This is a genomic window from Marinobacter gudaonensis, from assembly GCF_900115175.1.
Classification (GTDB): Bacteria; Pseudomonadota; Gammaproteobacteria; order Pseudomonadales; family Oleiphilaceae; genus Marinobacter; species Marinobacter gudaonensis.
In genome coordinates this window covers 659,434-682,647 of record NZ_FOYV01000001.1, presented here as the reverse complement: position 1 = coordinate 682,647, position 23,214 = coordinate 659,434, and the positions used below count along the sequence as shown (strand labels likewise).

Annotated in this window: 23 protein-coding genes and 1 pseudogene; 12 read left to right on the top strand and 12 right to left on the bottom strand. The window is 60.4% G+C overall.

From position 1 onward, the window contains the following. Positions 1-36: 36 nt before the first annotated feature. From BM344_RS03120 to BM344_RS03085, 8 genes are all read right to left on the bottom strand, one after another. Positions 37-744 (bottom strand): arginyltransferase, encoded by a 708-nt coding sequence (locus BM344_RS03120; protein ID WP_091985900.1) that lies wholly within the window; start codon positions 742-744, stop codon positions 37-39. Continuing rightward, positions 745-1,458 (bottom strand): leucyl/phenylalanyl-tRNA--protein transferase, encoded by a 714-nt coding sequence (gene aat / locus BM344_RS03115; protein ID WP_091985897.1) that lies wholly within the window; start codon positions 1,456-1,458, stop codon positions 745-747. 205 nt (positions 1,459-1,663) lie between these two features. Further along, positions 1,664-2,617: a thioredoxin-disulfide reductase gene (gene trxB, locus BM344_RS03110; RefSeq protein WP_091985895.1), complete on the bottom strand. Its 954-nt coding sequence runs from the start codon at positions 2,615-2,617 to the stop codon at positions 1,664-1,666. A gap of 172 nt (positions 2,618-2,789) precedes the next feature. After that, positions 2,790-3,701, bottom strand: a complete 912-nt coding sequence (locus BM344_RS03105; protein WP_091985892.1) for an AAA family ATPase — start codon at positions 3,699-3,701, stop codon at positions 2,790-2,792. 7 nt (positions 3,702-3,708) lie between these two features. Beyond that, positions 3,709-4,632, bottom strand: a complete 924-nt coding sequence (locus BM344_RS03100) for a carbon-nitrogen hydrolase (RefSeq protein ID WP_091985889.1) — start codon at positions 4,630-4,632, stop codon at positions 3,709-3,711. Beyond that, entirely contained in the window at positions 4,632-5,681 is a 1,050-nt protein-coding gene (locus BM344_RS03095) for an agmatine deiminase family protein (protein ID WP_167363206.1), read from the bottom strand. The genes BM344_RS03100 and BM344_RS03095 overlap by 1 nt, the downstream gene beginning before the upstream one ends. 101 nt (positions 5,682-5,782) lie before the next feature. Continuing rightward, positions 5,783-6,085, bottom strand: coding sequence for a hypothetical protein (locus BM344_RS03090; protein WP_091985884.1), 303 nt, complete (start codon positions 6,083-6,085; stop codon positions 5,783-5,785). Positions 6,086-6,180: 95 nt separating this feature from the next. Next, positions 6,181-6,768: a PilZ domain-containing protein gene (locus BM344_RS03085; RefSeq protein WP_091985881.1), complete on the bottom strand. Its 588-nt coding sequence runs from the start codon at positions 6,766-6,768 to the stop codon at positions 6,181-6,183. A 148-nt stretch (positions 6,769-6,916) separates the two neighbouring features. Between BM344_RS03085 and BM344_RS03080 the strand changes: the two genes are divergently transcribed. After that, entirely contained in the window at positions 6,917-8,158 is a 1,242-nt protein-coding gene (locus tag BM344_RS03080; RefSeq protein WP_091985878.1) for a lipoprotein-releasing ABC transporter permease subunit, read from the top strand. A 13-nt stretch (positions 8,159-8,171) separates the two neighbouring features. Next, positions 8,172-8,861, top strand: coding sequence for an ABC transporter ATP-binding protein (locus BM344_RS03075; protein ID WP_091985875.1), 690 nt, complete (start codon positions 8,172-8,174; stop codon positions 8,859-8,861). Here BM344_RS03075 and BM344_RS03070 read toward each other — a convergent pair. Beyond that, positions 8,849-9,394: a DUF2062 domain-containing protein gene (locus tag BM344_RS03070; protein WP_091985873.1), complete on the bottom strand. Its 546-nt coding sequence runs from the start codon at positions 9,392-9,394 to the stop codon at positions 8,849-8,851. The genes BM344_RS03075 and BM344_RS03070 overlap by 13 nt on opposite strands. Before the next feature lie 81 nt (positions 9,395-9,475). Between BM344_RS03070 and BM344_RS03065 the strand changes: the two genes are divergently transcribed. The 9 genes and pseudogenes from BM344_RS03065 to murB all read left to right on the top strand — a co-directional run bounded on the left by BM344_RS03065 (position 9,476) and on the right by murB (position 18,395). Beyond that, positions 9,476-11,920: a DNA internalization-related competence protein ComEC/Rec2 gene (locus tag BM344_RS03065; RefSeq protein WP_228143540.1), complete on the top strand. Its 2,445-nt coding sequence runs from the start codon at positions 9,476-9,478 to the stop codon at positions 11,918-11,920. 74 nt (positions 11,921-11,994) lie between these two features. Further along, the gene (locus BM344_RS03060; protein WP_008169179.1) at positions 11,995-12,621 is read left to right on the top strand and encodes a MotA/TolQ/ExbB proton channel family protein; all 627 of its coding nucleotides are present in this window, start codon (positions 11,995-11,997) and stop codon (positions 12,619-12,621) included. 5 nt (positions 12,622-12,626) lie between these two features. Then, on the top strand, positions 12,627-13,052 hold the full coding sequence (locus BM344_RS03055; RefSeq protein WP_091985870.1) for an ExbD/TolR family protein: 426 nt from the start codon (positions 12,627-12,629) through the stop codon (positions 13,050-13,052). Continuing rightward, a complete protein-coding gene (msbA, locus tag BM344_RS03050; protein WP_091985867.1) occupies positions 13,049-14,827 on the top strand; it encodes a lipid A export permease/ATP-binding protein MsbA in 1,779 nt (592 codons plus the stop codon). The genes BM344_RS03055 and msbA overlap by 4 nt, the downstream gene beginning before the upstream one ends. Further along, positions 14,824-15,870, top strand: a complete 1,047-nt coding sequence (gene lpxK / locus BM344_RS03045) for a tetraacyldisaccharide 4'-kinase (protein ID WP_091985865.1) — start codon at positions 14,824-14,826, stop codon at positions 15,868-15,870. The genes msbA and lpxK overlap by 4 nt, the downstream gene beginning before the upstream one ends. A gap of 15 nt (positions 15,871-15,885) precedes the next feature. Then, complete coding sequence (locus BM344_RS03040; RefSeq protein WP_091985862.1) at positions 15,886-16,074, top strand: Trm112 family protein; 189 nt, start codon at positions 15,886-15,888, stop codon at positions 16,072-16,074. Positions 16,075-16,098: 24 nt separating this feature from the next. Next, positions 16,099-16,878 (top strand): annotated as a pseudogene (gene kdsB, locus BM344_RS17540) (3-deoxy-manno-octulosonate cytidylyltransferase); the annotation flags it as partial. Continuing rightward, positions 16,864-17,364: a low molecular weight protein-tyrosine-phosphatase gene (locus tag BM344_RS17590; RefSeq protein ID WP_208603406.1), complete on the top strand. Its 501-nt coding sequence runs from the start codon at positions 16,864-16,866 to the stop codon at positions 17,362-17,364. The pseudogene kdsB and the gene BM344_RS17590, both read left to right, overlap by 15 nt. Further along, positions 17,361-18,395: a UDP-N-acetylmuramate dehydrogenase gene (gene murB, locus BM344_RS03030; RefSeq protein WP_091985856.1), complete on the top strand. Its 1,035-nt coding sequence runs from the start codon at positions 17,361-17,363 to the stop codon at positions 18,393-18,395. Before BM344_RS17590 ends, murB begins: the two co-directional genes overlap by 4 nt. Before the next feature lie 13 nt (positions 18,396-18,408). Here the strand turns inward: murB and BM344_RS03025 are convergent, their stop codons facing one another. Beyond that, a complete protein-coding gene (locus BM344_RS03025; RefSeq protein WP_091985853.1) occupies positions 18,409-20,142 on the bottom strand; it encodes a proline--tRNA ligase in 1,734 nt (577 codons plus the stop codon). Between the two features lie 111 nt (positions 20,143-20,253). Beyond that, on the bottom strand, positions 20,254-20,751 hold the full coding sequence (locus BM344_RS03020; RefSeq protein ID WP_091985851.1) for an Lrp/AsnC family transcriptional regulator: 498 nt from the start codon (positions 20,749-20,751) through the stop codon (positions 20,254-20,256). A gap of 145 nt (positions 20,752-20,896) precedes the next feature. Here BM344_RS03020 and leuA point away from each other — a divergent pair, with 145 nt between their 5' ends. Further along, positions 20,897-22,591 (top strand): 2-isopropylmalate synthase, encoded by a 1,695-nt coding sequence (leuA, locus tag BM344_RS03015; RefSeq protein WP_091985848.1) that lies wholly within the window; start codon positions 20,897-20,899, stop codon positions 22,589-22,591. Between the two features lie 95 nt (positions 22,592-22,686). Here leuA and BM344_RS03010 read toward each other — a convergent pair whose 3' ends face one another. Further along, positions 22,687-22,896 (bottom strand): cold-shock protein, encoded by a 210-nt coding sequence (locus BM344_RS03010; RefSeq protein ID WP_091985846.1) that lies wholly within the window; start codon positions 22,894-22,896, stop codon positions 22,687-22,689. Positions 22,897-23,214: the final 318 nt, after the last annotated feature.

Genomic DNA, 23,214 nt, shown 5'->3' with positions numbered 1-23,214 from the left:
GGCAAAGTCAGGGAGGGCGCGGTGTGAACCGGAACGTTAAACCAGCTCGCGCCAGTGGCCGTCGTGAAGGGCCTGGATTGGCCGGAAGCGGGTTTTGTAGTTCATCTTCCGGCACTGCTTGATCCAATAGCCGAGGTAGAGGTGAGGCAGGCCTCGTCGTTTGGCTTCCTCTATCTGCCAGAGAATCGCGTAGGTACCCAGGCTTCGGTCTTCCATATCCGGATCAAACACGGTGTAGATGGCCGAGAGCCCGTCGTCCAGCAGATCCACCGCCGCGAGGCCTACCAGCCGGTTGTCCAGGTGAATTTCAAGGAAACAGGAATCGGTGGCGCCCTCCACCAGAAACGACGTGAATTGTTCCCTTGAGGGTGGGTACATGTCGCCGTCCTGATGGCGCTCCTCGATATAGCGAGCGTAAAGCTGGTAGTAGCGTTCTGCAAACACCGCCGGCACCAGTCTGCACTGCAGATCGGCATTCTTTTTCAACACCCGGCGCTGGCTGCGGTCGGATTTGAAATCGTCTACTTTCAGGCGTACCGGAATACAGGCGTCGCACTGTTCGCAGTGGGGCCGGTAATAGTGGGAACCGCTGCGACGAAACCCGAGCGCAGTCAGTTGGCTGTAAAGTTTCTTGTCGATATGAGCCCGGGGATCCACGAACATGGTGGTGGCTTCTCGGTCTGGCAGGTAACTGCAATCGTGGGGCGGTGTCGCGAAGAACACCAGTGTTCTGAGATTGCTCATTTACTCCTCCGGCCCGGGCCATTGCCAGTGGAAGGTCCAGTCGGTCTGATCAGGGGTCTGATCAACACTCATCCTGAGTATAGATAAAAACTCCTCCCTGGGAATAGTCCGGGCACCCATGGTCAGCAAGTGCCGGCTCTCTACCTGGCAGTCCATGATCCGATATCCCCAGCACTTCAGCTGTTGGGCCAGGTGAACCATCAGCACCTTTGAGGCGTTGGTTTCCAGGGAAAACATGGATTCTCCGAAGAAGCACCGTCCAATTGCGAGCCCGTACATGCCGCCGGCAAGCTCTCCGCGCCGGTTCCAGATTTCGATGGAGTGGGCCACGCCCATTCTGTGCAGCTGGGAATAGCTGGCAATCATGTCTTCGGTGATCCAGGTGCCTTCGGCCCGGGTGGAGGCGCAGAGGCGGATGATCCGACCGAACGCCTGGTCAGCCGTTACCTGGAATCGGCGCTGGTTGAGGGTACGGCGCAGGCTGCGGGACACGTGAATCTCGCTCGGGAACAGCACACACCGTGGGTTGGGGGACCACCAGAGGATGGGTTGGTCGTCGCTGTACCAGGGGAAGATGCCATTGCGGTAGGCCAGGATCAGTCGGTCGGTGGAGAGGTCGCCGCCGAGGGCGAGCAGGCCGTCCGGGTCGTCTAGGGCTTCATTGGCCGGGGGGAACCAGAGTTGGTCGGGGTCTAGCCAGGGTAGTGAGGTCATCCTTCTCCGGTTTTTACTGCCGAGTTCGCGTTGATCTTGATGCTATCGGGCCGGGGAGTCGCGACCGGGACGACCCACCTTCTAAAACACGCCGTGAATACGTCCTTGTAGGCTTGGCTCCGCCATCCATGGCTCCGCATAGTTTTAGAAGGCGGCTCCTCCCGGCCTCGATCAGCTTCCGAAGTGCCTTCCCAAAAAGATTAGATCACTCCTGCTGATCCAGAAACTTTTCCGCGTCCAGGGCAGCCATGCAGCCGAAGCCAGCAGAGGTAACCGCCTGTCGGTACACGTGGTCAGCCACATCGCCAGCGGCAAACACGCCGGGAACGCTGCTCTGGGTGGCCATGCCTTCGAGGCCGGAGCGGATGCGGATGTAGCCGTTTTCCATGTCCAGCTGGCCCTGGAACAGGTCAGTGTTCGGTTTGTGGCCGATGGCGATGAATACGCCCGCCAGGTCGATTTCCTGGGTGGCGCCGTCTTTGGTGCTCTTGATACGCATGCCGGTAACGCCGGTGCCGTCGCCGAGGACTTCATCCAGGGTGTGGTCCCAGACGATCCGCACGTTGCCGTTTTTCGCTTTCTCGAACAATTTGTCCTGGAGGATCTTTTCGGCGCGCAGGCTGTCGCGGCGGTGTACCAGGGTGACTTCGTCGGCGATGTTGGAGAGGTACAGGGCCTCTTCAACGGCGGTGTTGCCGCCGCCGATGACCGCGACTTTCTGCTTCTTGTAGAAGAAGCCGTCGCAGGTGGCGCAGGCAGAGACGCCCTGGCCCTTGAAGCGCTCTTCGGATTCGAGGCCGAGGTACATGGCGGAGGCGCCGGTGGCGATAATCAGGGCGTCGCAGGTGTATTCGCCGCCATCACCCTTGAGGCGAAACGGGCGGCTGCGAAGGTCGGCTTCGTTGATGGTGTCGTAAACGATGGTGGTTTCAAAGCGCTCGGCATGCTTGAGCATGCGCTGCATCAGTTCCGGACCCTGTACCCCGTCATTGTCGCCGGGCCAGTTGTCCACGTCAGTGGTGGTGGTGAGCTGGCCACCGACTTCGATTCCGGTAATCAGGGTGGGGTTCAGGTTGGCACGGGCAGCGTAGACGGCTGCGGTGTAGCCGGCGGGGCCGGATCCCAGGATGATCAGTCGGGAATGTTTGGTGTCGCTCATTGAAGATTCTCTCACTGAATAGAACGGTATCCTGACGGGCCCGGTGGCCGGGCCAGACGCTTTGAACAAGGGATGAAAGGCTAACATGAAAGTGGCGGCGTGCCATTCGTTTTGGCCAATTCCGCTTATAAAACCTTGCTATTTGCTCAGGCCCGGGAGCACCGGATTAGGTTTATTCGAGCACGGAAACCGAGGCCAGGAGCTGACGGACGCGCTCGGCACTTTTGCCGGATTCGCCTTGCTCCAGCCGGTGTTCGGCGACGGACGGGAATACGGCCTGAATGTCATCTGGCAGCACGTGGTGCCGTCCCTGCATCAATGCCCAGGCTTTGGCGGCCCGCAGCAGGCCCAGGCCGGCCCGTGGAGAAAGGCCATAGAGCAATCCGGGCACTCTGCGGCTTTGCTCAAGCAGCCGCTGGACGTAATCTAGCAGGGCGGGGCTGGCAGTCACGCGGCTCACCGCGTCCTGTAGCGTTTTCAGGTCTTCCTGGCTGAGCAGTTTGGCAAGCTTTTCGGTCATCACCCGCCGGTCCTCACCTTCCAGCAGCTCACGTTCGGCCCTTGGGTCGGGGTAGCCCAGACGCAGTCGCATCAGGAACCGGTCAAGCTGGGACTCCGGCAGCGGATAAGTGCCGCCCTGTTCGATCGGGTTCTGGGTGGCAATCACGAAGAACGGTTGCGGCAGTGGGCGAGTTTCCCCCTCAATGGAGACCTGGCGCTCCTCCATGGCCTCGAGCAGGGCGCTCTGGGTCCGCGGGGAGGCCCGGTTGATCTCGTCTGCCAACACCACTTGGGCAAAAATTGGCCCCGGGTGGAACACCAGGTTGCCGGCTTCCTTCTCGTACATGGAGTAGCCCAGTACGTCGGCGGGCAAGAGGTCGTTGGTGAACTGGATGCGCTGGTAGCTCAGCCCCATGACCTTGGCCAGGGCATGGGAAAGCGTGGTCTTGCCCATCCCCGGAATGTCTTCGATCAGAAGGTGGCCCTTCGCCAGAAGGCCGCAGAGCGCCAGTCGAACCTGCTGGTCCTTGCCCAGGAGTATCTGGTTGAGTTCATCGACTACGGTATCTACCAGTTTTTTCATCCCGGGTTCAGTCCCTCACACGTTTCAGAAGATCGCCGTATGCATCGATGCGGCGATCCCTGAAATACGGCCAGATGCGGCGAATCGATTCACTGCGGTTGCGATCCACGGTTACGGCCAGGATGCATTCGGACTGATCATCGCCCCGGGCCAGGAATTCGCCCTGGGGCCCACAGATGAAACTGTTGCCCCAGAAGCGGATGCCATCGCTCTGGCTTGAGGGGTCGGGTTCAATGCCAACACGGTTGGGCGCCACTACGGGCAGGTTGTTGGCCACGGCGTGGCCACGCTGAACCGTGACCCAGGCCTCGAGCTGGCGGGCCTGTTCCTCGGGATCATCGGTTACGTCCCAACCGATGGCGGTGGGATAGATCAGTATCTCGGCACCGGCCAGCGCCATCAGCCGGGCGGCTTCCGGGTACCACTGGTCCCAGCACACCAGTACGCCCAGGCGACCCACCGAGGTATCGATGGGGGTGAAGCCGCTGTGACCATCGTTGAAGGTGGCATCACCGGGTGTGAAATAGAATTTTTCGTAGAAACCCGGGTCGTCGGGGATGTGCATTTTTCGGTAGAGCCCGGCGATGGAGCCGTCTTTCTCGAACACAACGGCGGTGTTGTGGTACACGCCGTTCATTCGACGTTCAAATATGGAGCCGACTAGAACGATGTCCAGCTCTCTCGCCAGGTCCGACAGCCGCTGGCTGGTGGGCCCGGGGATTGGTTCGGCAAGCTCAAATACCGAGGTGTCTTCGGTCTGGCAGAAATACAGGGTGGCGTGCAGTTCCTGGAGAACCACCAGCTGCGCCCCCCCCTTTGCGGCCTCCCGTACCAGTTTCTCGGAGGCCGCCAGGCTGGCGGCCTTGTCGCTGCTGCAGGCCTGCTGGATGGCGGCAATGTGAAGCTGGCTGCTGGCTGCAGTATGGCTCATCAGGTAACTACTCCTGCGGGAATTTGCATGGTGACACAGTGCAGGCTGCCGTGCTGCTGGATCAAGGCGCGACAGTTAATGGGCACGATTTTCCGGTCCGGAAAGATACCGGTCATGATGGCGATGGCTTCGTCGTCCTGCGCCACTCCGTACACCGGAAACAGCACGGCGTCATTGATGATCAGGAAATTCGCGTAAGTGGCCGGAAGTCTGTGGCCTTCGTCGTCGTGGATGGCGTCCGGCCAGGGCAGGGCTGTCAGCCGGTACAGCGAGCCGTCCGCCTGGCGGAATTCCTGAAGTTCTTCTTCCATGGCGGCCAGGGCACTGTAGTGTTCATCTGCGACATCGGGGCAGGATACGTAGCAGATGTGGTCTGGTGCGCAGAACCGCGCCAGGGTATCGATGTGGCTATCGGTGTCATCGCCGGCGAGGTAGCCGTGGTTCAGCCAGAGGATACGGTCGGCCCCCAGAACCTCTGACAGCAATTGCTCTATGGCAGTCCTGTCCAGTGCCGGGTTGCGACTGGGTGTGAGCAGACATTCGGAGGTGGTAAGCAGAGTGCCCAGACCGTCTGACTCTATGGAGCCACCTTCCAGGACAAATTCCACCGGTTGCATGGGCGTTTTGCCAAACACCCCGGCCCCGGCCAGGTGGCTGTTGAGAGCATCATCCTTTTCGAACGGGAACTTGCCGCCCCAGGCGTTGAACCGGAAATCCAGCAGTACCGGAACGCCACCGTCCGTCACCGTGATTGGCCCATGGTCCCGTGCCCAGGTATCGTTCGCCGGTGCGGGCACCGTGCGGACCCGGCCCGGCAATCCGTTCTCTTCAGCGTAACGGTTCAGGTCTCTCTCCAGGGCCTGAAGACGCACCACGTGTTCACAACTGATGACCAGGTGTTCGTGGCGCAGCACCGCGCGCGCTATGTCTTCGAAAACGGGCTCCACCTCGGCCAGGCAGTCGGCCCAATCGGTACCTGGATGCGGCCAGGTCAGCAGGACGGCACTCTGGGGTGCCCATTCCGCAGGCAACAGTCGTGGGCTTGTCACTTTAAAGCACCTTGAATCGAAAAGACGCCATTCTAACCAACACTTGGCTGCTGGTCAGGGCCGGGGAGTTGAAATTTGTATCTGTCACCGCCGCGGGCTATTCAGCGGTTGGGCTTCAGCACCGTGTGGATGACCCGATCGCCCTCGAAGTAGACGACGAAGGTCTGGTAGTGCCACTGGCTGATGGGCGGCTGGCCCACAGGACCCTGGACTTCCATGGGGGCACCCCAGGCAGCCCGGACCGAGGCCTGGGTGGCGCCGTGCCGCGGCAGGTCTGCCTGCTTGCGATCAGCCTGGCTGCCAACAGGCACCCGAACCTCTTCCGCCAGGGCGGACGCCACCGGTGTAAAGATCAGTGCAGAGCCGACGGTGAGCGCGCCAAGAAGGGTTCTGTACTTTCTCATTATTGGATCTCCATGAAAGCTGGTGTCCGTTGGGGGACATGAATAAAGCGTAATATCCGAAAAAGACTAACAAAAGTCACCCGTTTTTCCCCAGTTTAGCCTTTTTGTCGTTGCCGAATCTGCCACCGCATCACATGTCTTGCGATCTGCTGACGGTCACTGTCGTCCAGATGCACAAATTCAGTATGAACCCTTGTGCCGCCTGAGGCATCGGGCACAACCTCGAGTACCTCTGCGATGGCTTGGGGTTGGAACAGGTCGGGAGGGAGGGTCATGCGCACAGCCATCCGGTCGCCCGGTTGCCACGCTGGAGTGCGGCTGAAAAATGACAGCCCACCTTCGCTCAGGGTGACGTCCTGCCAGTCGTCCGGTTGCAACGGATTTTGCTCAAAGGCCATAATGCGCGCAAGCGTATCCAGCTTGCCGTTCAGGGATTTGATCAGTCCGGTAAGCAGCCGGTCCCGCTCGGCAAGGCTGGCCAGATGGGACTTAACGTCCTGGTCCAGCCGCCTGAATTCGGCTTTCAGGCTCTCGAGGTGGTCGCCGTCGAAAACGTCGCTGTCCAGCGGGGTGTCAGGCGCCAGCTTGCGGATCTCCAGGCCGATCCGGTCTTCAATGCGAAAAAAGTCCCTGCGTTCGGCGGCATAGCCGGCCGGTTTGCCGGGATTATCAGATGACTGCATCTGGGCTCCAGGAGACTGAATTTTCTATTGGTACAGAACAGTTTAGCAGCTTCCCACGATGGTGGAACGCCGCCTTCAAGGCGGGCCAGAGAAACCTCGGGGATCCACAGATGATGACAGTCCGGAAGTAGGCAACAGGCACCGCTCAATGTTCAGACCACTATCATTTTACATCGGCTTGCGCTACACCGCGGCCAAGCGCCGGAATCACTTTATTTCGTTCATTTCCCTGACCTCCATGATTGGCCTCATGCTGGGCGTGGCCGTACTGATCATCGTATTGTCGGTGATGAACGGCTTCGATCGGGAATTGAAACAACGCATTCTGGGTATGGTGCCCCATGCCACGATTCAGGGCGTGGGTCCCCTCGATGATTGGCAGGCCCTGGATGCCCGGGTCGAGTCACATCCCCGAGTGCTGGCTGCGGCACCCTATATCCAGGGCCAGGGCATGGTAACCGGAGGCGGGAATGTTCGGGGCGTTCTGCTGAACGGTATTCTGCCCGAGCAGGAGCGGACGGTCTCGATCATCGAGAACCATATGACCGAGGGCAGGCTGGATGACCTGGTCTCCGGCGAGTTCGGCATCATTATTGGTCGGCTGATGGCGGCCAGCCTCCGTCTGGAGGTGGGTGATCGCGTAACCGTTGTGTTGCCCGAGGCTTCGGTGACACCGGCCGGGGTCTTGCCAAGGCTCAAGCGCTTTACCGTGAAGGGTATCTTCAGCGTTGGCGCGGAGCTGGATGGCAACTACACCCTCATTCACATGGATGATGCCGCCAAGCTGATGCGTACCGACGGCAAGGCGGAGGGTGTTCGTCTTCTGGTGGATGACCTGTTCGCGGCGCCGAGGGTCGCCACCGAGGCGGCACGGGAGCTGGAAGGCCGGTATTACGTATCGGACTGGACCCGCACCCATGGCAACCTTTTCCAGGCCATTCGCATGGAGAAAACCATGATCGGTTTGCTGCTCATGTTCATCGTGGCCGTTGCCGCGTTCAACATCGTGTCCACGCTGGTGATGGTGGTCACTGACAAAACGGGCGATATCGCCATCCTGCGCACAATGGGAGCAACGCCGGGCCGGATCATGCGGATCTTTATCGTGCAGGGGGCGGTGATCGGAGTGTTCGGCACCATCATTGGCACCGCATTGGGTGTGTTTGGTGCCATCAATATCAGCGCCTTTATCTCGTGGCTGGAGGGCGTGCTTGGTCACCAGTTCCTGAATGCAGACGTGTATTTCATCAGTTACCTGCCATCGCAGTTGCAATGGCAGGACGTCGCTATCATCAGTGGCGCCGGTCTGGCCATGAGTCTTCTGGCGACCATCTACCCCGCCTGGCGGGCGTCAAGGGTCGATCCGGCGGAGGCGCTGCGCTATGAGTAAGGAATCTTCAGCCATGACCGATGCTCCGCTGGTGATTGACTGCCGTCAGGTCACCCGCACCTATAACGAAGGGCCGGAAAAACTGACCATATTTGCCGATATTTCACTGGAAGTGGCGGCTGGGGAAACGGTGGCGATTGTGGGTAGCAGTGGTGCCGGCAAGACCACGCTGCTCAATCTTCTGGGCGGCCTGGACCGGCCTTCGTCCGGTCAGATTTCCATCTGTGGACAGGACATGAGCCGTCTGTCTGAAGCAGCGCGAGCCCGGTTCCGGAATCGTCATCTGGGATTTGTATACCAGTTCCACCATCTGTTGCCGGAATTTCCGGCACTGGAAAACGTCATGATGCCCTGTGTGCTGGGCGGGATGTCAGTGGTCCAGGCCCGGGAAAAAGCCAGGACTTTGTTGGGGCAGGTGGGGCTCGCTGAACGTTTGTCACACAAACCCGGAGAGCTCTCGGGTGGCGAGCGCCAGCGGGTGGCGATTGCCAGAGCCCTGGTGAATGAGCCGGACTGCGTTCTGATGGATGAGCCCACCGGCAATCTGGATGAGCACACCGGTGAGGGCGTGCAGGCATTGATCGAATCCCTGCGGGACCAGCTTGGCATCGCGTTTGTGATGGTTACCCACGACATGAGGATGGCCCGAAGCCTGGGGAGGGTGTTGCGGCTTGAGCAGGGGCGCCTGATTCAGGAGATCTGATCGGCCGCCCGTCGGCGCTGTCGCCGCCTGGTCCGCCGCACCTGCCAGTCGGACCGGATTTTCCGGCGCCAGAGGTATTGGATGATCAGGTAGGCAAGACAGGCGGAAACGGTTGCAACAATCAATGACCCGAGATACAGGGGAATGCCAATGTCGAGCAGGCGCTCGCTGATCCATGACCAGGACAGCTGGAACTCGAAACTGAGTAACGGACGATCCAGTGCCCAGGCGCCCACCTTGTAGTTGAAGTAGAAGATCGGTGGCATGGTCACCGGATTGCTGATCCACACCAGCACCACGGACAGGGGTAGGTTGGCATTGAACCAGATGGCGAATCCGGCTGCTGCCAGCATCTGGAAGGGCATGGGGATAAAGCAGAACCAGATGCCCACGAGAAATGCCCGGGCCACGCTATGACGATTGATGTGCCAGAGGTTGGGTTCATGAAGGATATCGCCCAGAAAGCTCAGCGATTGCATCGCCTGCACTTTCTCCGGTGAGGGCAGATAGCGTTTCATGAACTTCTTCGGCATGTGAAGTTCTGCCTTTAAATGGGGTTGTAAGGCCGGCACATCGGATGTTGCCGGTGAACGTGACAAAAAGGAGGACATGGATTGTCCGGAACGATCAACCGTCCGCCTGGCGTTGAAGGCGCGGGCGGCCTCGCGGTTTTGGGTGTCATCACCTTCTCTTTTGGCGTTATCTTACTGTATTGGTTGTCGATACTGCCACCTCCCGAATACGTGCTTGCCACTATCGTGGCGCTGGGCCTACTGGCTTTGTTATGGCCGTCCGCCACGGCACGCCGTTTTGCGGTAGCGGCGCTGGGCGTTCTGCTAGGTCTCGGATGGGCCTCCTGGCACGCACGGGACCGGCTGTCGGAGGTATTGCCTTCGGTCCTTGAGGGTGAGGCGGTGGAGGTATCCGGCTACCTGTGTGACATACCATCGTCGGGCAGCTTCCGAAGCCTGCGTTTCAGTTTCTGTGTGACAGAGTGGCATGGTTTGCCCCGACGATTCGAGAGCCGGGTGTCATCAGGTCAACTTCCGGCTCTGCTCAGGCTGGCCTGGTATGGACATGCGGGCGAACGCCTCCCCGGCCACAAGCTGCGCTTGAAAGTCGTTCTCAAACGCCCGCACGGCAACCTGAATCCGGCGGGCTTCCGCTATGAAGACTGGCTGTTCCGCAAAGGCTATCGCGCCACCGGCTCGGTGCGAGATGCCCAGAGCAACCCCTCCGTAGTCTGTTCCCTTAACTGCCGATATCGGAAAGTCCATCTCGAGCTTAACGAGTGGGTGGAGGGCCGATTTGGCGGTGCCCGGCAGTTTCCCCTGATTGCTTCCCTGTTGACCGGGCACCGGGGCCATCTGACGGACAATCATTGGGACACGCTCAAGGCGACGGGGACGATTCATCTGGTCGCGATCTCGGGATTGCACCTCGGGTTGGTGGCGGTTGGCGCCGGCTTTGTCGGCAGACGGCTGGTCCTGGTGATGCCCACCCGCCGCCTTGACCAGCACCTTGAACGCCAACTGGTCTTCGTACTGGTATCGGTAAGTTGCCTGGCCTACGCCCTGGCCGCTGGCTTTACTGTACCGACCCGCCGGGCACTGGTGATGGTGGTCGTTGGCGGCTGGCTTCTGCTTCTGGGGCGCCAGGCGCCGGTTTGGCGAACCTTCCTTTTAGCCCTGGCCGTGGTTCTGCTGCTGGATCCCTTCTCACCGCTGGATCAGGGCTTCTGGTTGTCTTTCATGGCGGTTGCGGTGCTGATCGCCGCTTTTGCTTCCCGTCTTGGCGGTTCCGGCTGGCTGGCGGGTTTGCTGGTGGCGCAGGTGGCCGTGTTTGCGGGCCTCTGGCCGATCCTTGCCAGCTTTGGTCAGAGTCAGCCCCTGGCCGGCCTGATTGCAAATCTTGTAGCCATCCCATGGCTGGCTCTTGTCGTAATGCCGGTGTTGATTGCCGGAGGATTGCTGACGGCCCTGTTTCCGCCGGCGGCGCAGGTCCTCTTGCCACTGCTTGACTGGTTGTTGGGCGCTCTGTGGCGAGGATTGACCTGGCTGGCCGAACAGCCGTTTCCCGAAATGCAACATTCGGCTGGGGAATTGGCCGTTGCCGCGGTTCTGGTTCCCTTTCTTGTGCTGCTTCCGTTTCGGTGGTTTCGCCTGGTCGGGGCGATATTGGTGGTGGCCTGGTTGGCACTGGGGCCTGTGCAATCCCAGCGCAACGACCAAGCAGTCTCGCCGGAGGTGTGGGTTTGGGACGTCGGGCAGGGCCTGTCGGTGTTGGTCCGGTCTGGGCGGCACGTGCTTTTGTATGATACCGGGCCCGCAGTACCAGGCGTGTTTTCGGCAGTGCAATCCACCCTGTTACCAAATCTTGAGGCCATGGGCATCCGACGCATTGATACGCTGGTGATCAGCCATGCCGATAATGATCATGCCGGCGGTCTGGAAGAGTTGGCGGCTAAAATACCGGTGGGGCAGGTAATTGCTGGCGAAGTGGCGGAAGTAGAGGGCCGCCTGCCGGGTTTATTGGTGCAGCCCTGCCGGACTGGTCGCGCGAGCCTGGGTGACCTGGAGGTCGAATTCTGGCAGGCCAGTGGTCCGGTTGAAGGCAACGACGCCTCCTGCGTGGTGCGGATCTTCCACCCTGCGTCGGCCACCGAATGGCTGCTGCCCGGGGATATAAGCGAGGACATCGAGCGTCTATTCCTGCAAGGCATGGCCGAGCGGTCGGTGGTGGGGCCCAGGCCCATCAACAGGATACTGGTGGCGCCGCACCACGGCAGCAAGACTTCGTCCTCCGAGCCGTGGGTAGAAACTATTCGCCCGCACTGGGTGATTTACACCGCCGGCTACCGCCATCGGTATGGTCATCCGCACCCAACGGTGACGGCCCGATACCGGGCAAAAGGAGCCTCCGCTATCAATACCGCCTGTTCCGGTGGTTTACGCATGACCATTGAGGCTAACCGGTTGGTGATAAAGGAAATGAGGCACCAGGCGCCGTTCTGGATCGGGAGCCCCGGCCTGGCCCGTGAGCAATGTAGAATACCGTGACATTCCGGGTGTGGCCTCCACCGGCAGCTATGCTAAAGTAGCGCGGCTTGCAAATAATCAGGGAGACCCCAAGCGTGTTCGAGCTGTTGAAAGCCGGTGGCATTCTGATGGTGCCAATCGTTGCCTGTTCCATCCTGGCGCTTGCCATCATTCTGGAGCGTTTCTGGACACTCCGCGCCTCCAGGGTGGCCCCTCCCCAGACCATCAATGAGTTGTGGCGCTGGATCAAGAAGAAAGAGCTCAATGGTCGGAAGCTGAAAGCACTCCAGGGGTCTTCGCCTCTGGGCCGTATTCTGGCGGGAGGCCTGCTGAACGCCAAGCACGGCCGTGAGATCATGAAAGAGAGTATCGAACACGAGGCAAGCCAGGTGATCCACGACCTGGAGCGCTTCCTCAACCCGCTGGGTACGGTGGCCACGATTACTCCGCTACTGGGTTTGCTGGGTACCGTTATTGGCATGATCAAGGTCTTTGCGGAGATCCAGCTGGCCGGCGTCGGCAATGCCGGTAACCTGGCCGGTGGCATCTCCGAGGCGCTGATCACCACGGCGGCTGGCCTGAGCGTGGCCATTCCTGCACTGATCTGTCATCGCTACTTTATCCGTCGTGTGGATGAACTGGTGGTGGGCATGGAGCAAGAGGCCATCAAGCTGGTGGAGGTTGTTCACGGTGACCGCGAAATCGACGTGGAAGGAGCCTGAACCCCGTGAAGTTCAAGCGCCAGAGAAGCCAGGAAGTCGGGGTTGACCTGACACCACTCATCGATGTGGTGTTCCTGCTGCTGATTTTTTTCATGGTGTCGACCACCTTCACCCGTGAAAGCCACCTTCAGATCGAACTGCCCGAGGCCAGTGGCGAGCCGGCCCAGGCCTCCGAGGTGAAGCAGATTGATGTGGTCATCAATGCCGAAGGCCAGTACACCCTGAACGACCGCACCCTGGTGAACAACCGTCGCGAGACCCTGGAGCGGGGCGTGCGGGAGCTTGCCGAGGGCAACAATTCGCTCCCCTTCATCATCACCGCCGACGCCCGAACGCCTCATGAATTCGTCGTTCGTGCCATGGATGTGGCTGGTCGCCTGGGCTTTGCCAAGCTGAGCATCACCACCGAGCGGGAGGCAGAGAGCCAGTGAGGGCAAACGAGCCACTTCCCGAGCCCCCGGCCACGGTGCCGGCGGGCAGTTGGGACACCTACAAGCGCCTGCTGACCTACGTTAAACCCTTTTTGCTGGCATTCTCTCTCGCCGTGCTTGGCAACATTATCTACGCGGCAGCTTCCACCGGAATGGCGGCAGCCATGGAGTACGTCATTGCAGCCATTGAGAACCCCACCGATCAGAACCGCCTGTTGCTGACCCTGGTGATCGTCGGAGTGTTTGCCTTTCGCGGCCTGGGCACCTTTCTCAGCCAGTATTTCATCGGGTATGTGGGCCGACAGGTGATCAATGCCCTGCGCAACGATGTGTTTGATCGCCTCATGACGCTGCCGTCGCGCTATTTTGACGACAACGCCGCGGGCCGACTGGTCTCCAAACTGACTTTTAACGTCGAGCAGGTGGCCGAGGCCACCACCAACGCCATTACCATTACCCTGCGGGAAGGTCTGACCATCCTCGGCCTGTTGGGCTACATGTTCTACACCAACTGGAAGCTCACCCTGATATTCCTGGCCGTTGGGCCCCTGATAGGGGCAGTGGTCAGCTACGCCAGCAAACGGTTCCGTCGGATCAGCCAGCGCATCCAGGGGTCCATGGGCGATATCACCCATGTTGCGTCGGAGTCCATTACCGGCTATCGGGTAGTGCGCACCTTCGGGGGTGAGGACTATGAGCGGGAACGGTTCCAGAAGGTCAACGACAAAAACCTCCAGCAAAGCCTGAAGATGGCCTCAACCCAGGCGATCAGCGTTCCCGTGATTCAGGTGCTGGTGGCCATCGCGATAGCCGGATTGGTCTGGATGATGCTGGCGCCCGAGATTCGGGGCGAGATGACGACGGGCCAGTTGGTGGCCTTTATTACCGCAGCAACCACCATGGCGAAGCCTATTCGCCAGGTGACCTCGGTGCACGCCAAGATCCAGAAAGGGGTGGCTGCGGCGTACGATGTGTTTGAAACCATCGATGAGAAACCGGAGCCGGACCCGGGAACCTACGCGCCGAACCGCGTGAACGGTGACATCGAGTTTGATGACGTCGCTTTCCGTTATCGCGACCAGCTCGACAACGTTCTTGAGGGCATCTCGCTCGACATCCCCTCAGGGCAGAGTGTGGCCCTGGTTGGTCGCTCCGGCAGCGGCAAGTCCACCCTGGTCAGCCTGCTGCCCCGTTTCTATGAGTTCACCGGTGGGGATATCCGCATTGATGGTCATTCCCTGCGGGAGTTCTCCCTCAAAGCGCTCAGGGCGCAGATCGCCCTGGTCACCCAGAACGTGGTGCTGTTCAACGATACCATTGCCGCCAACATTGCCTACGGAGCCCTGCGGGGTTGTACCCGTGAGGAAATCCGTGAGGCTGCGGCCAAGGCGCACGCCCTGGAATTCATCGATCGCATGCCGGAAGGCCTGGATACGGTGATCGGGGATAACGGCGTCATGCTCTCCGGCGGTCAGCGGCAGCGGCTGGCCATTGCCAGGGCCCTCCTCAAGGATGCTCCGATCCTCATTCTGGATGAGGCCACCTCGGCCCTGGATACCGAGTCCGAGCGCCATATCCAGGAAGCCCTGGAAACCGTCATGCAGGGCCGCACCACACTGGTCATTGCCCATCGTCTGTCAACGATTGAAAAGGCCGACCGTATTCTGGTGATGGAGAACGGCCGTATTGTCGAATCGGGTCGACACGACGAACTGCTTGCCTCGGGTGGTGCTTACGCCCAGCTGCATCAGATGCAGTTCAGCGAGCAGTCATGAATTTTACCCCCGTGGCTGCAAGCTCCCTGGTGGAACGCCTCTGGTATGGGGAAGGTCGCCCGCTGCGTTTTCTGGCCCCCCTGGCCTGGTTGTACCGGACCATTGCGGAGCACCGGCGTAGGGCCGCCTGGCAGGCACGTGAGGCGAGCTTGCCTGTCCCGGTTGTGGTGGTGGGCAACATCACTGCGGGCGGCACAGGAAAATCGCCCCTGACAGCCTGGCTGGTGTCGGAGTTGGCCTCCGCCGGCTGGCAGCCGGTGATCCTCAGTCGGGGTTATGGCGGCAAAGCCGGTCAATACCCACTGGAGGTTGACGGCACGAGCGCACCTTCGGAGGCGGGTGACGAGCCTGTCATGCTCGCGGCCAGTACCGGGTGCCCGGTGGTGGTCGACCCGGACCGACGGCGGGCCGCAGATCATGCCCTGGCCAGAAAGCTGGGCAACGTGCTGGTGTGCGACGATGGGCTTCAACACTACCGGCTGCCCCGGGATCTGGAGATTGCCGTGTTCGACCAGCGGCGAGGCGTTGGTAACGGCGCCCTGATTCCGGTCGGTCCGCTTCGCGAGCCGGTAACGCGGCTTGATTCGGTGGATTTTGTTATCGTTAATGGAGCGCAGCCCCTGGCTCGGCCTATGGGCGAGTTTGCCGGCTTTGAGCATGAAGCGATCCATGGCATGGCTCTGGCGCCGACCGCCCTGGTCAACCTTCGGTCCAATGAATCTCGGCCCGTCGAAGATCTCCGTGGCCGGACGGTGAGGGCGGTGGCGGGTATCGGTAACCCGGAGCGGTTTTTCGAGACACTCCGGGGCCTGGGTGCCGAGGTGCTTGAATCGGCATTTCCGGACCATCACCACTTCCGTGAGGCGGACCTGGTGGCCGAGGGTGCAGAGCTGATTGTTATGACGGCCAAGGACGCGGTCAAATGCCGGGCATTCGCTCCCGAAAATGCCTGGAGCCTGCTGGTGGAGGCCCGGTTGTCTGGTGAGTTCCGGGAGGCCTTCCTGGACCGCGTACGGCACTGTTCTGAGCAGATTATTTCCTGAGAGTGAGCAAGCACGATGGACAAGAAACTATTAGCGATGCTGGCCTGCCCGGTCTGCAAGGGCGACCTCAAGCTCAACGAGGCCCGAACCGAGTTGATCTGTTACCAGGATGCCATGGCTTTCCCTATCCGTGAGGGTATTCCGGTGATGCTGGCGGCCGAGGCAAGAACGCTGTCCACTGACGAGCGCCTTCACAAGCGTTGAGTTCAAAAATACAGGGTTGATGTGATGTCTTTTACCGTTGTTATTCCCGCCCGGTATGCCTCCAGCCGGTTGCCTGGAAAGCCGCTGGCGGACATCGCCGGAAAACCCATGATCCAACACGTCTGCGAGCGTGCCGGTGAAAGCCGTGCGGCGCGCGTGGTGGTGGCCACCGACGATGAGCGGGTTCGCGACGCCTGCGAGCGGTTTGGGGCCGAGGTCGTAATGACCTCGCCAAACCATGCAAGCGGGACTGATCGTCTTGAGGAAGTGGCCCGGCGGCTGGCATTCGAACCCGACCACCGGGTGATCAACGTGCAGGGCGACGAACCCCTGATTCCCCCTGAGCTGATCAATCAGGTGGCGGATAACCTTGAGTTCCATCCTGAGGCGGCGATTGCCACCCTGTGTGAGCGGATCCACGATCCGGCCCAGGTGTTCAATCCGAACGTCGTCAAAGTGGTGTTTGACCACCAGGGTATGGCCCATTATTTCAGTCGGGCACCCATACCCTGGGCCCGCGACCAGTGGAACGAGGGCAACCCCCTGGCCGGAGCCGACGTATCCCTCCCCGAACACACCGGTTATTTCCGCCATATCGGCATCTACGGCTACCGGGCCTCGGTTCTGGCTGATTTTGTTACCTGGGCCCCGGCCCCGATTGAAATAACCGAGTCACTCGAGCAGCTGCGAGCGCTGTACAATGGCGCCCGAATCCATGTGGACATTGCGGCCACCAACCCGCCCGGCGGAGTCGATACCCAGGCGGACCTGGACAAGTTGAGAGAGTGGATGGAGAAAAGGGGGCGCGTGGCTGAGCAACCGATAAAGGTACTTTTTGTCTGCCTTGGCAATATCTGTCGGTCTCCCAGCGCCGAGGGGGTGTTCCGGTCGCTGGTAGACGAGGCCGGCCTGACGGACACCATCGAGATTGACTCCTGCGGCACCGGCAACTGGCACGTGGGAAAAAGCCCGGACGCCCGGGCCCAGGACGCAGCACGGCGCCGGGGTATCGATATCAGCGGGCTCAGGGCGCGCCAGATTCACGAGGGCGATCTCGATCACTTCGACTATGTGCTGGTGATGGATCGTCAGAACCTGGCCGATGTCACCGACCTTTGGCATCAGAACGGCGGAACCCGCCCGGCCCTGTTCCTGGAATACGGCAGTTCCGGCCATTCGGAGGTGCCTGACCCCTATTACGGTGGCCACGAAGGTTTCGAGAGGGTACTGGACCTGATTGAGGAAGCCGGCCAGGGACTACTGGCGGATATCAGGGGGCGTCTGGCTTGAGCCTTGGGCCCGGAATTCGTGAGAACGTCGAGCTTGAGGCGCTGAATTCGCTTCATGTCGAGGCCGTCGCGCGTTTTTATGTGGAGGTCGCCAGCGCCGATGAGCTGGCCAATGCCCTGGTATGGGCCGATTCCCACGGGCATGAGGTGCTCATCCTCGGCGGTGGCAGCAATCTGGTGTTTGCCGGCAATTTCTCCGGCCTGGTCGTGCGAGTGGCGATTCTCGGGCGCCACTGGGAGCAGATTGAAGAGGGTAGCGCGACGCTGGTTCTGGGTGCCGGGGAAAACTGGCACGAGGCGGTTGTCTACGCCGCCCGGGCAGGCTATCGGGGCATCGAGAACCTGGCGCTGATCCCGGGCACCGCAGGAGCCGCGCCGGTTCAGAACATTGGTGCCTACGGTGTGGAGCTCTGCGATACGCTGCAGTCAGTGTCAGCTTTGGACCGCACCACCGGCAAGCAGGTCACCCTGGCCACTGCCGAGTGTCGGTTTGCCTACCGGGACAGCCTCTTCAAGCGGTCACCGGGCCGATATGTCATCACCGAAATCCGTCTCAGACTATCGCGCACCCGGCCGCTGGTTCTGGGCTACCGGGACCTCGAGGAATACCTGGGGCCCGTGGACGCGGATCGTATGGAGCCGATGGCGGTGGCCGAAGCCGTTATGGCGATTCGGCGGCGCAAGCTGCCGGACCCAGAGATCCTTCCCAACGCGGGTAGCTTTTTCAAGAACCCGGTGGTCGACACCGCCCAGTTCGAGGTCCTGAAAGCCCGTTACCCTGACATCGCGGCCTATCCCCAGGCCGAAGGCGTCAAGCTGGCCGCAGCCTGGTTGATTGATCAGAGTGGTTGGAAAGGGTACCGGAATGCCCGGGTTGGCGTTCATAACCGACAAGCACTGGTTCTTATTAACCATTCTGGCGGCACCGGGCGGGATATTCTGGCGCTGGCGGAAACCATCCGGGGCTCCGTCCAGGAACGCTTTGGCGTGACCCTGGAAATGGAGCCCGGAATCGTTGGCGCTCTGGCCTGAAGACCTCTCTGGCTTAGAGACCTTTTCTGGGTGAGGCATTAACCAGGAAGGGCAGCGCCTCGGCCACCGGAACATCCTGTTTTTCCTCGTCCCGGCGTCCCTTGTACTCGAGGGTGCCGGCAGCCAGGCCGCGATCAGACACCACAAAGCGGTGCGGGATACCAATCAGTTCCATATCGGCAAATTTCACGCCCGGGCGTTCGTTGCGGTCGTCCAGCAGTACATCGTAGCCCGCCTGGCGCAGCTGCTCGTACAGCTTCTCGCCCGCCTCGGCTACTGTCGGAGACTTGTGGGCGTTCAGGGTAACAATGGCCACCTGGAAGGGGGCGATCGCATCCGGCCAGATGATGCCTTTGTCGTCGTGGTTCTGCTCAATGGACGCTGCCACAATGCGGGAAACGCCAATGCCGTAGCAGCCCATGTCCATGACCACACTTTTGCCGTTCTCATCCAGCACGGTGGCATTCATGGCGGTACTGTACTTGTTGCCGAGCTTGAAGATGTGGCCCACTTCGATGCCACGGCGGATCTCGAGGGTGCCCTTGCCGTCTGGGCTCGGGTCGCCTTCCACCACGTTACGCAGGTCTTCGACCCGGTCAATGGCAACGTCACGCTCCCAGTTGACCCCGGTGAGGTGGTAGCCGTCGCGGTTGGCGCCGCAGACAAAGTCTGCCAGGTGCGCGGCGCTGCGATCCACAATCACGGGCACGGGCAGGTTGACCGGGCCGATGGAGCCGGCTTTGCAGCCCACCGCCTTTTCGATCTCTTCATCGGTGGCCATGGTCAGCGGCTCGGCAACACCGGCCAGATTTTCCGCCTTGATCTCGTTCAGGGTGTGGTCGCCGCGAAGAACCAGCGCCACCAGGCCGGCTTGCCCGCTTTCATCCGCCTCTCCCTTTACCAGGAGGGTCTTCACGGTGCGGGTCGCGTCAATGCCCAGGAAAGTGGCGACGGCCTCAATGGTGCGCTGATCCGGCGTTGCCACGTCCTGCATGGATTCACCAGGCGCCGGGCGTTCACCGGCCGGAGCGACCGCTTCGGCCTTCTCGATGTTGGCGGCATAGTCGCTGTCGGTGCTGAATACGATGTCGTCCTCGCCGGACGAGGCGAGCACGTGAAACTCGTGGGAGGCGCTGCCGCCGATGGCGCCGGAATCCGCCTGAACCGGACGATACTCGAGGCCCAGGCGATCGAAGATGGCGCAATAGGTGCGGTGCATGACCTGGTAGGTCTCATCCAGGGACTCCGCGTTCAGGTGGAAGGAATAGGCATCCTTCATGATGAACTCCCGTGCCCGCATTACCCCGAATCTGGGCCGCCGCTCATCGCGAAACTTGGTCTGGATCTGGTAGAAGTTCGCGGGCAGCTCCTTGTAGCTTTTGAGCTCGTTGCGGATCAGGTCGGTAATGACTTCCTCGTGCGTGGGTCCAAAGCAGAAGTCGCGACCGTGCCGGTCGTTCATGCGCAGCAGCTCGCCACCATACTGGGTCCAACGCCCGGACTCCTGCCACAGTTCGGCGGGCTGGACCGCCGGCATCAGCACTTCCTGCGCGCCGCTCTTGTCCATCTCTTCCCGCACAATCCGCTCGACCTTGCGCAGGGTACGAAGCCCCATCGGCAGCCAGGTGTAGAGGCCGGCGGCCAGTTTCCGGATCATCCCGGCCCTGAGCATCAGCTGATGACTGATAATCTCGGCATCGGCCGGCGTTTCTTTCTGGGTGGCAATCAGGTAGCGGCTTGCTCGCATCGTGTTTTCCGTTTGTCAGTTGGCATTCAACTCTGAGTGGCCCGTATTGTACGGAGCCTGTCCAGGAAGGTACAGATGGCAAGCGGAGTCAGCCGGCGTTCAGGTACCCGCTCAGGACAGATAGCCCAGGGGCAGGGCGGTACTGTCGATCACCCGGCGCAGCACAAAGCTGGAATGCACACCGCTCACACCCTGAATCCGGGTAATGCGGTTGAGTAGAAAATGGTGATAGTGGTCCATGTCCGGTACCACCACCTTGAGCATGTAGTCGGCGTCCTGGCCGGTAATCAGGTAGCATTCCTGAACCTCTGGATACTCGGCCACTTGTTCCTCAAAGGCGGCAAAACGCTCGGGTGTGTGCCGGTCCATGCCGATGAGGATGATGGCGGTCAGGGATAGCCCCAGCTTCTTGTGGTCCAGGATCGTCACGGTACGGACAATGATGCCCGCTTCCTGCAGGGCGCGAACCCGGCGCAGGCAGGGCGAGGGGGAAAGGCCGACTTTTTCCGCCAGTTCCTGGTTGGTCAGCGACCCGTCTTTCTGCACCTGGGCAAGAATTTTCCGGTCAAGATTGTCTATCTTAACGAGTGTTTTCTGGTTTGATGGCATAGAGTGTCCTGAAATGGAGGAGTCGGGCAATTTTGTATCAATAAAATAGCCTTTACTGGATTATTTCGCAATCAAATACCGTTTTCTTTGCGTTAAGCTGTAGGCATTGAGTATTTCATCCGGAAAACCGCAAGGAATCACCATCATGGCGTTCGATCACCGCAAATACGTTGCGTTCAAACCCGTTGCCAAAACCGACCGTCGCTGGCCGGACAGGGTCATCGAGAAAGCACCGACCTTCTGTGCGGTGGACCTTCGCGATGGCAACCAGGCACTGGTAAAGCCCATGACGGTGGCACAGAAGCAGCGGATGTTCGATTTGCTGGTAAAGCTGGGCTTCAAGGAGATCGAAATCGGATTTCCCGCAGCCAGTCAGCCGGACTTTGATTTCTGCCGGAAGCTGATTGAGGAGAACCGGATACCGGAGGACGTCAAAATCCAGGTGCTGACCCAGGCACGACCGGAACTGATAGAGCGCACATATGAGGCGCTGGCGGGCGCCCGCAAGGCCATTGTGCACGTCTACAACTCAACCTCGACCGTGCAGCGTGAACAGGTCTTTGGTCTGGACCGTGACGGCATCCGTGACATCGCCGTAAATGGCGCGAAGCTCGTGAAAGAGATTGCCGCCCGCCACCCGGAAACCGAGTGGACCTTCCAATACTCCCCGGAGAGCTTCACCGGCACCGAGCTGGATTTTGCGGCCGAGGTGATCGACGCGGTCAGCGATGTCTGGGGGCCCGAGGAAGGCCAACCGATGATCATCAATCTGCCGGCCACCGTGGAAATGGCGACCCCGAATATTTTCGCTGACCAGATCGAGTGGATCTGCGACAACATCAAGCGTCGGGAGCACATCAGTATCAGTGTCCATACCCATAACGACCGCGGCTGTGCAGTGGCGGCCGCCGAACTGGCAGTGATGGCCGGCGCCGACCGGGTGGAAGGTACACTGATGGGTAACGGCGAGCGCACCGGCAACATGGACCTGGTGACCATGGCCATGAACCTCTACTCCCAGGGCATTGACCCGACCCTGGACCTGTCCGGTATGGCAGAGATCACCGAAGTGGTCGAAGCCTGCACGGAAATCTCGACGCATCCGCGCCATCCCTACGCCGGCGAGCTGGTGTTCACCGCTTTTTCCGGCAGCCATCAGGATGCCATCCGCAAGTGCCTGGCGCGCCGCAAGGAGAGCGACGTCTGGAACGTGGCCTACCTGCCCATCGATCCGTTCGACGTTGGCCGACGCTACGAGGAAGTGGTGCGCATCAACAGTCAGTCGGGTAAGGGTGGTGTGGCCTACGTGCTGGAACGGGACTACGACATCAGCCTGCCGCGCTGGCTGCAGATTGAATTCAGCAAGGTGGTGCAGCGAGAGGCGGAGACCAATGGCGGCGAGATCGACTCCCTCACCATTCACCGGCTGTTCGAAGAGCGCTACCTCAAGGTGCATGCGGACTGGGCCCTGACCTCCTACGACCTGCACCGGGATGAGGACGGCGTGCGGGCGGAAGTGGTGGTTGGTCGAGAGGCCCGCCCGATTCGCCTGGAAGGGCGCGGTCTGGGTGCCGTGGAGGCAGTGTCAGAAGCATTGGAGCAGAGGTTTGGCATTACCATTGCCGTAGAGGCGTACGACGAGTTTGCCCTGGGTGAGGGCACCAATGCTAACGCTTTGGCCTGTATTCGCCTGAACGCCAACGGTCGTTTGTGCAGCGCTGCTGCGTTGGCGGAGGACACCACGTCGGCGACACTGCAGGCGCTGTTCTCGGCGGTGGCTCAGGCGGTGGGCGCCGAGATGCCGGTTGCCTCCAGGGCGGCCGAGACCGAGGGGGCCTGATAACCGGGGCCCAGAAACGACACAAGCCGGCAAATTGCCGGCTTGTTGGTTTTCCGATGCCCGTGAGGGGCAAAGGGCAGAAACCTGACCCTGGCTCAGACCGGGGTTACGTTTTCCGCCTGGGGACCTTTCGGGCCCTGGGTTACCGTGAACTGTACCTGCTGACCTTCGGTCAGGGTACGGAAGCCACTGGCATTGATTGCACTGTAGTGAACAAAGACGTCACTGCCACCGTCCTGGGCGATAAAGCCAAAGCCTTTGGACTCGTTAAACCACTTCACGTGGCCAGTTTTAGTTTCGGACATTGATCTTTCCTGTCTTCCTGTAATTTGCCCTCACGGGACCTTCAATACGCCTTGGGAAACACCCAAAGGCGAATGATTGCTGAGAAATACCAGAGAGTACTGAGGGAAGGGGCAACGAAGAGCACTTGGGCAGGACGTTGTAACGCATTCACCAAATACCGCTGTATTTTCACAGCAATTTCAGTATAGACCGACTTTGGGGGGCGTCAACGAAATTTTTGCACCGGCGATGCAGGTTTTAAAATCGCTCAAAAACAACGGCTTGTGGCCCATAATATCGAACGGCCCGGCCCGTTGAGAGGGTCGGGCGGGCCGTCG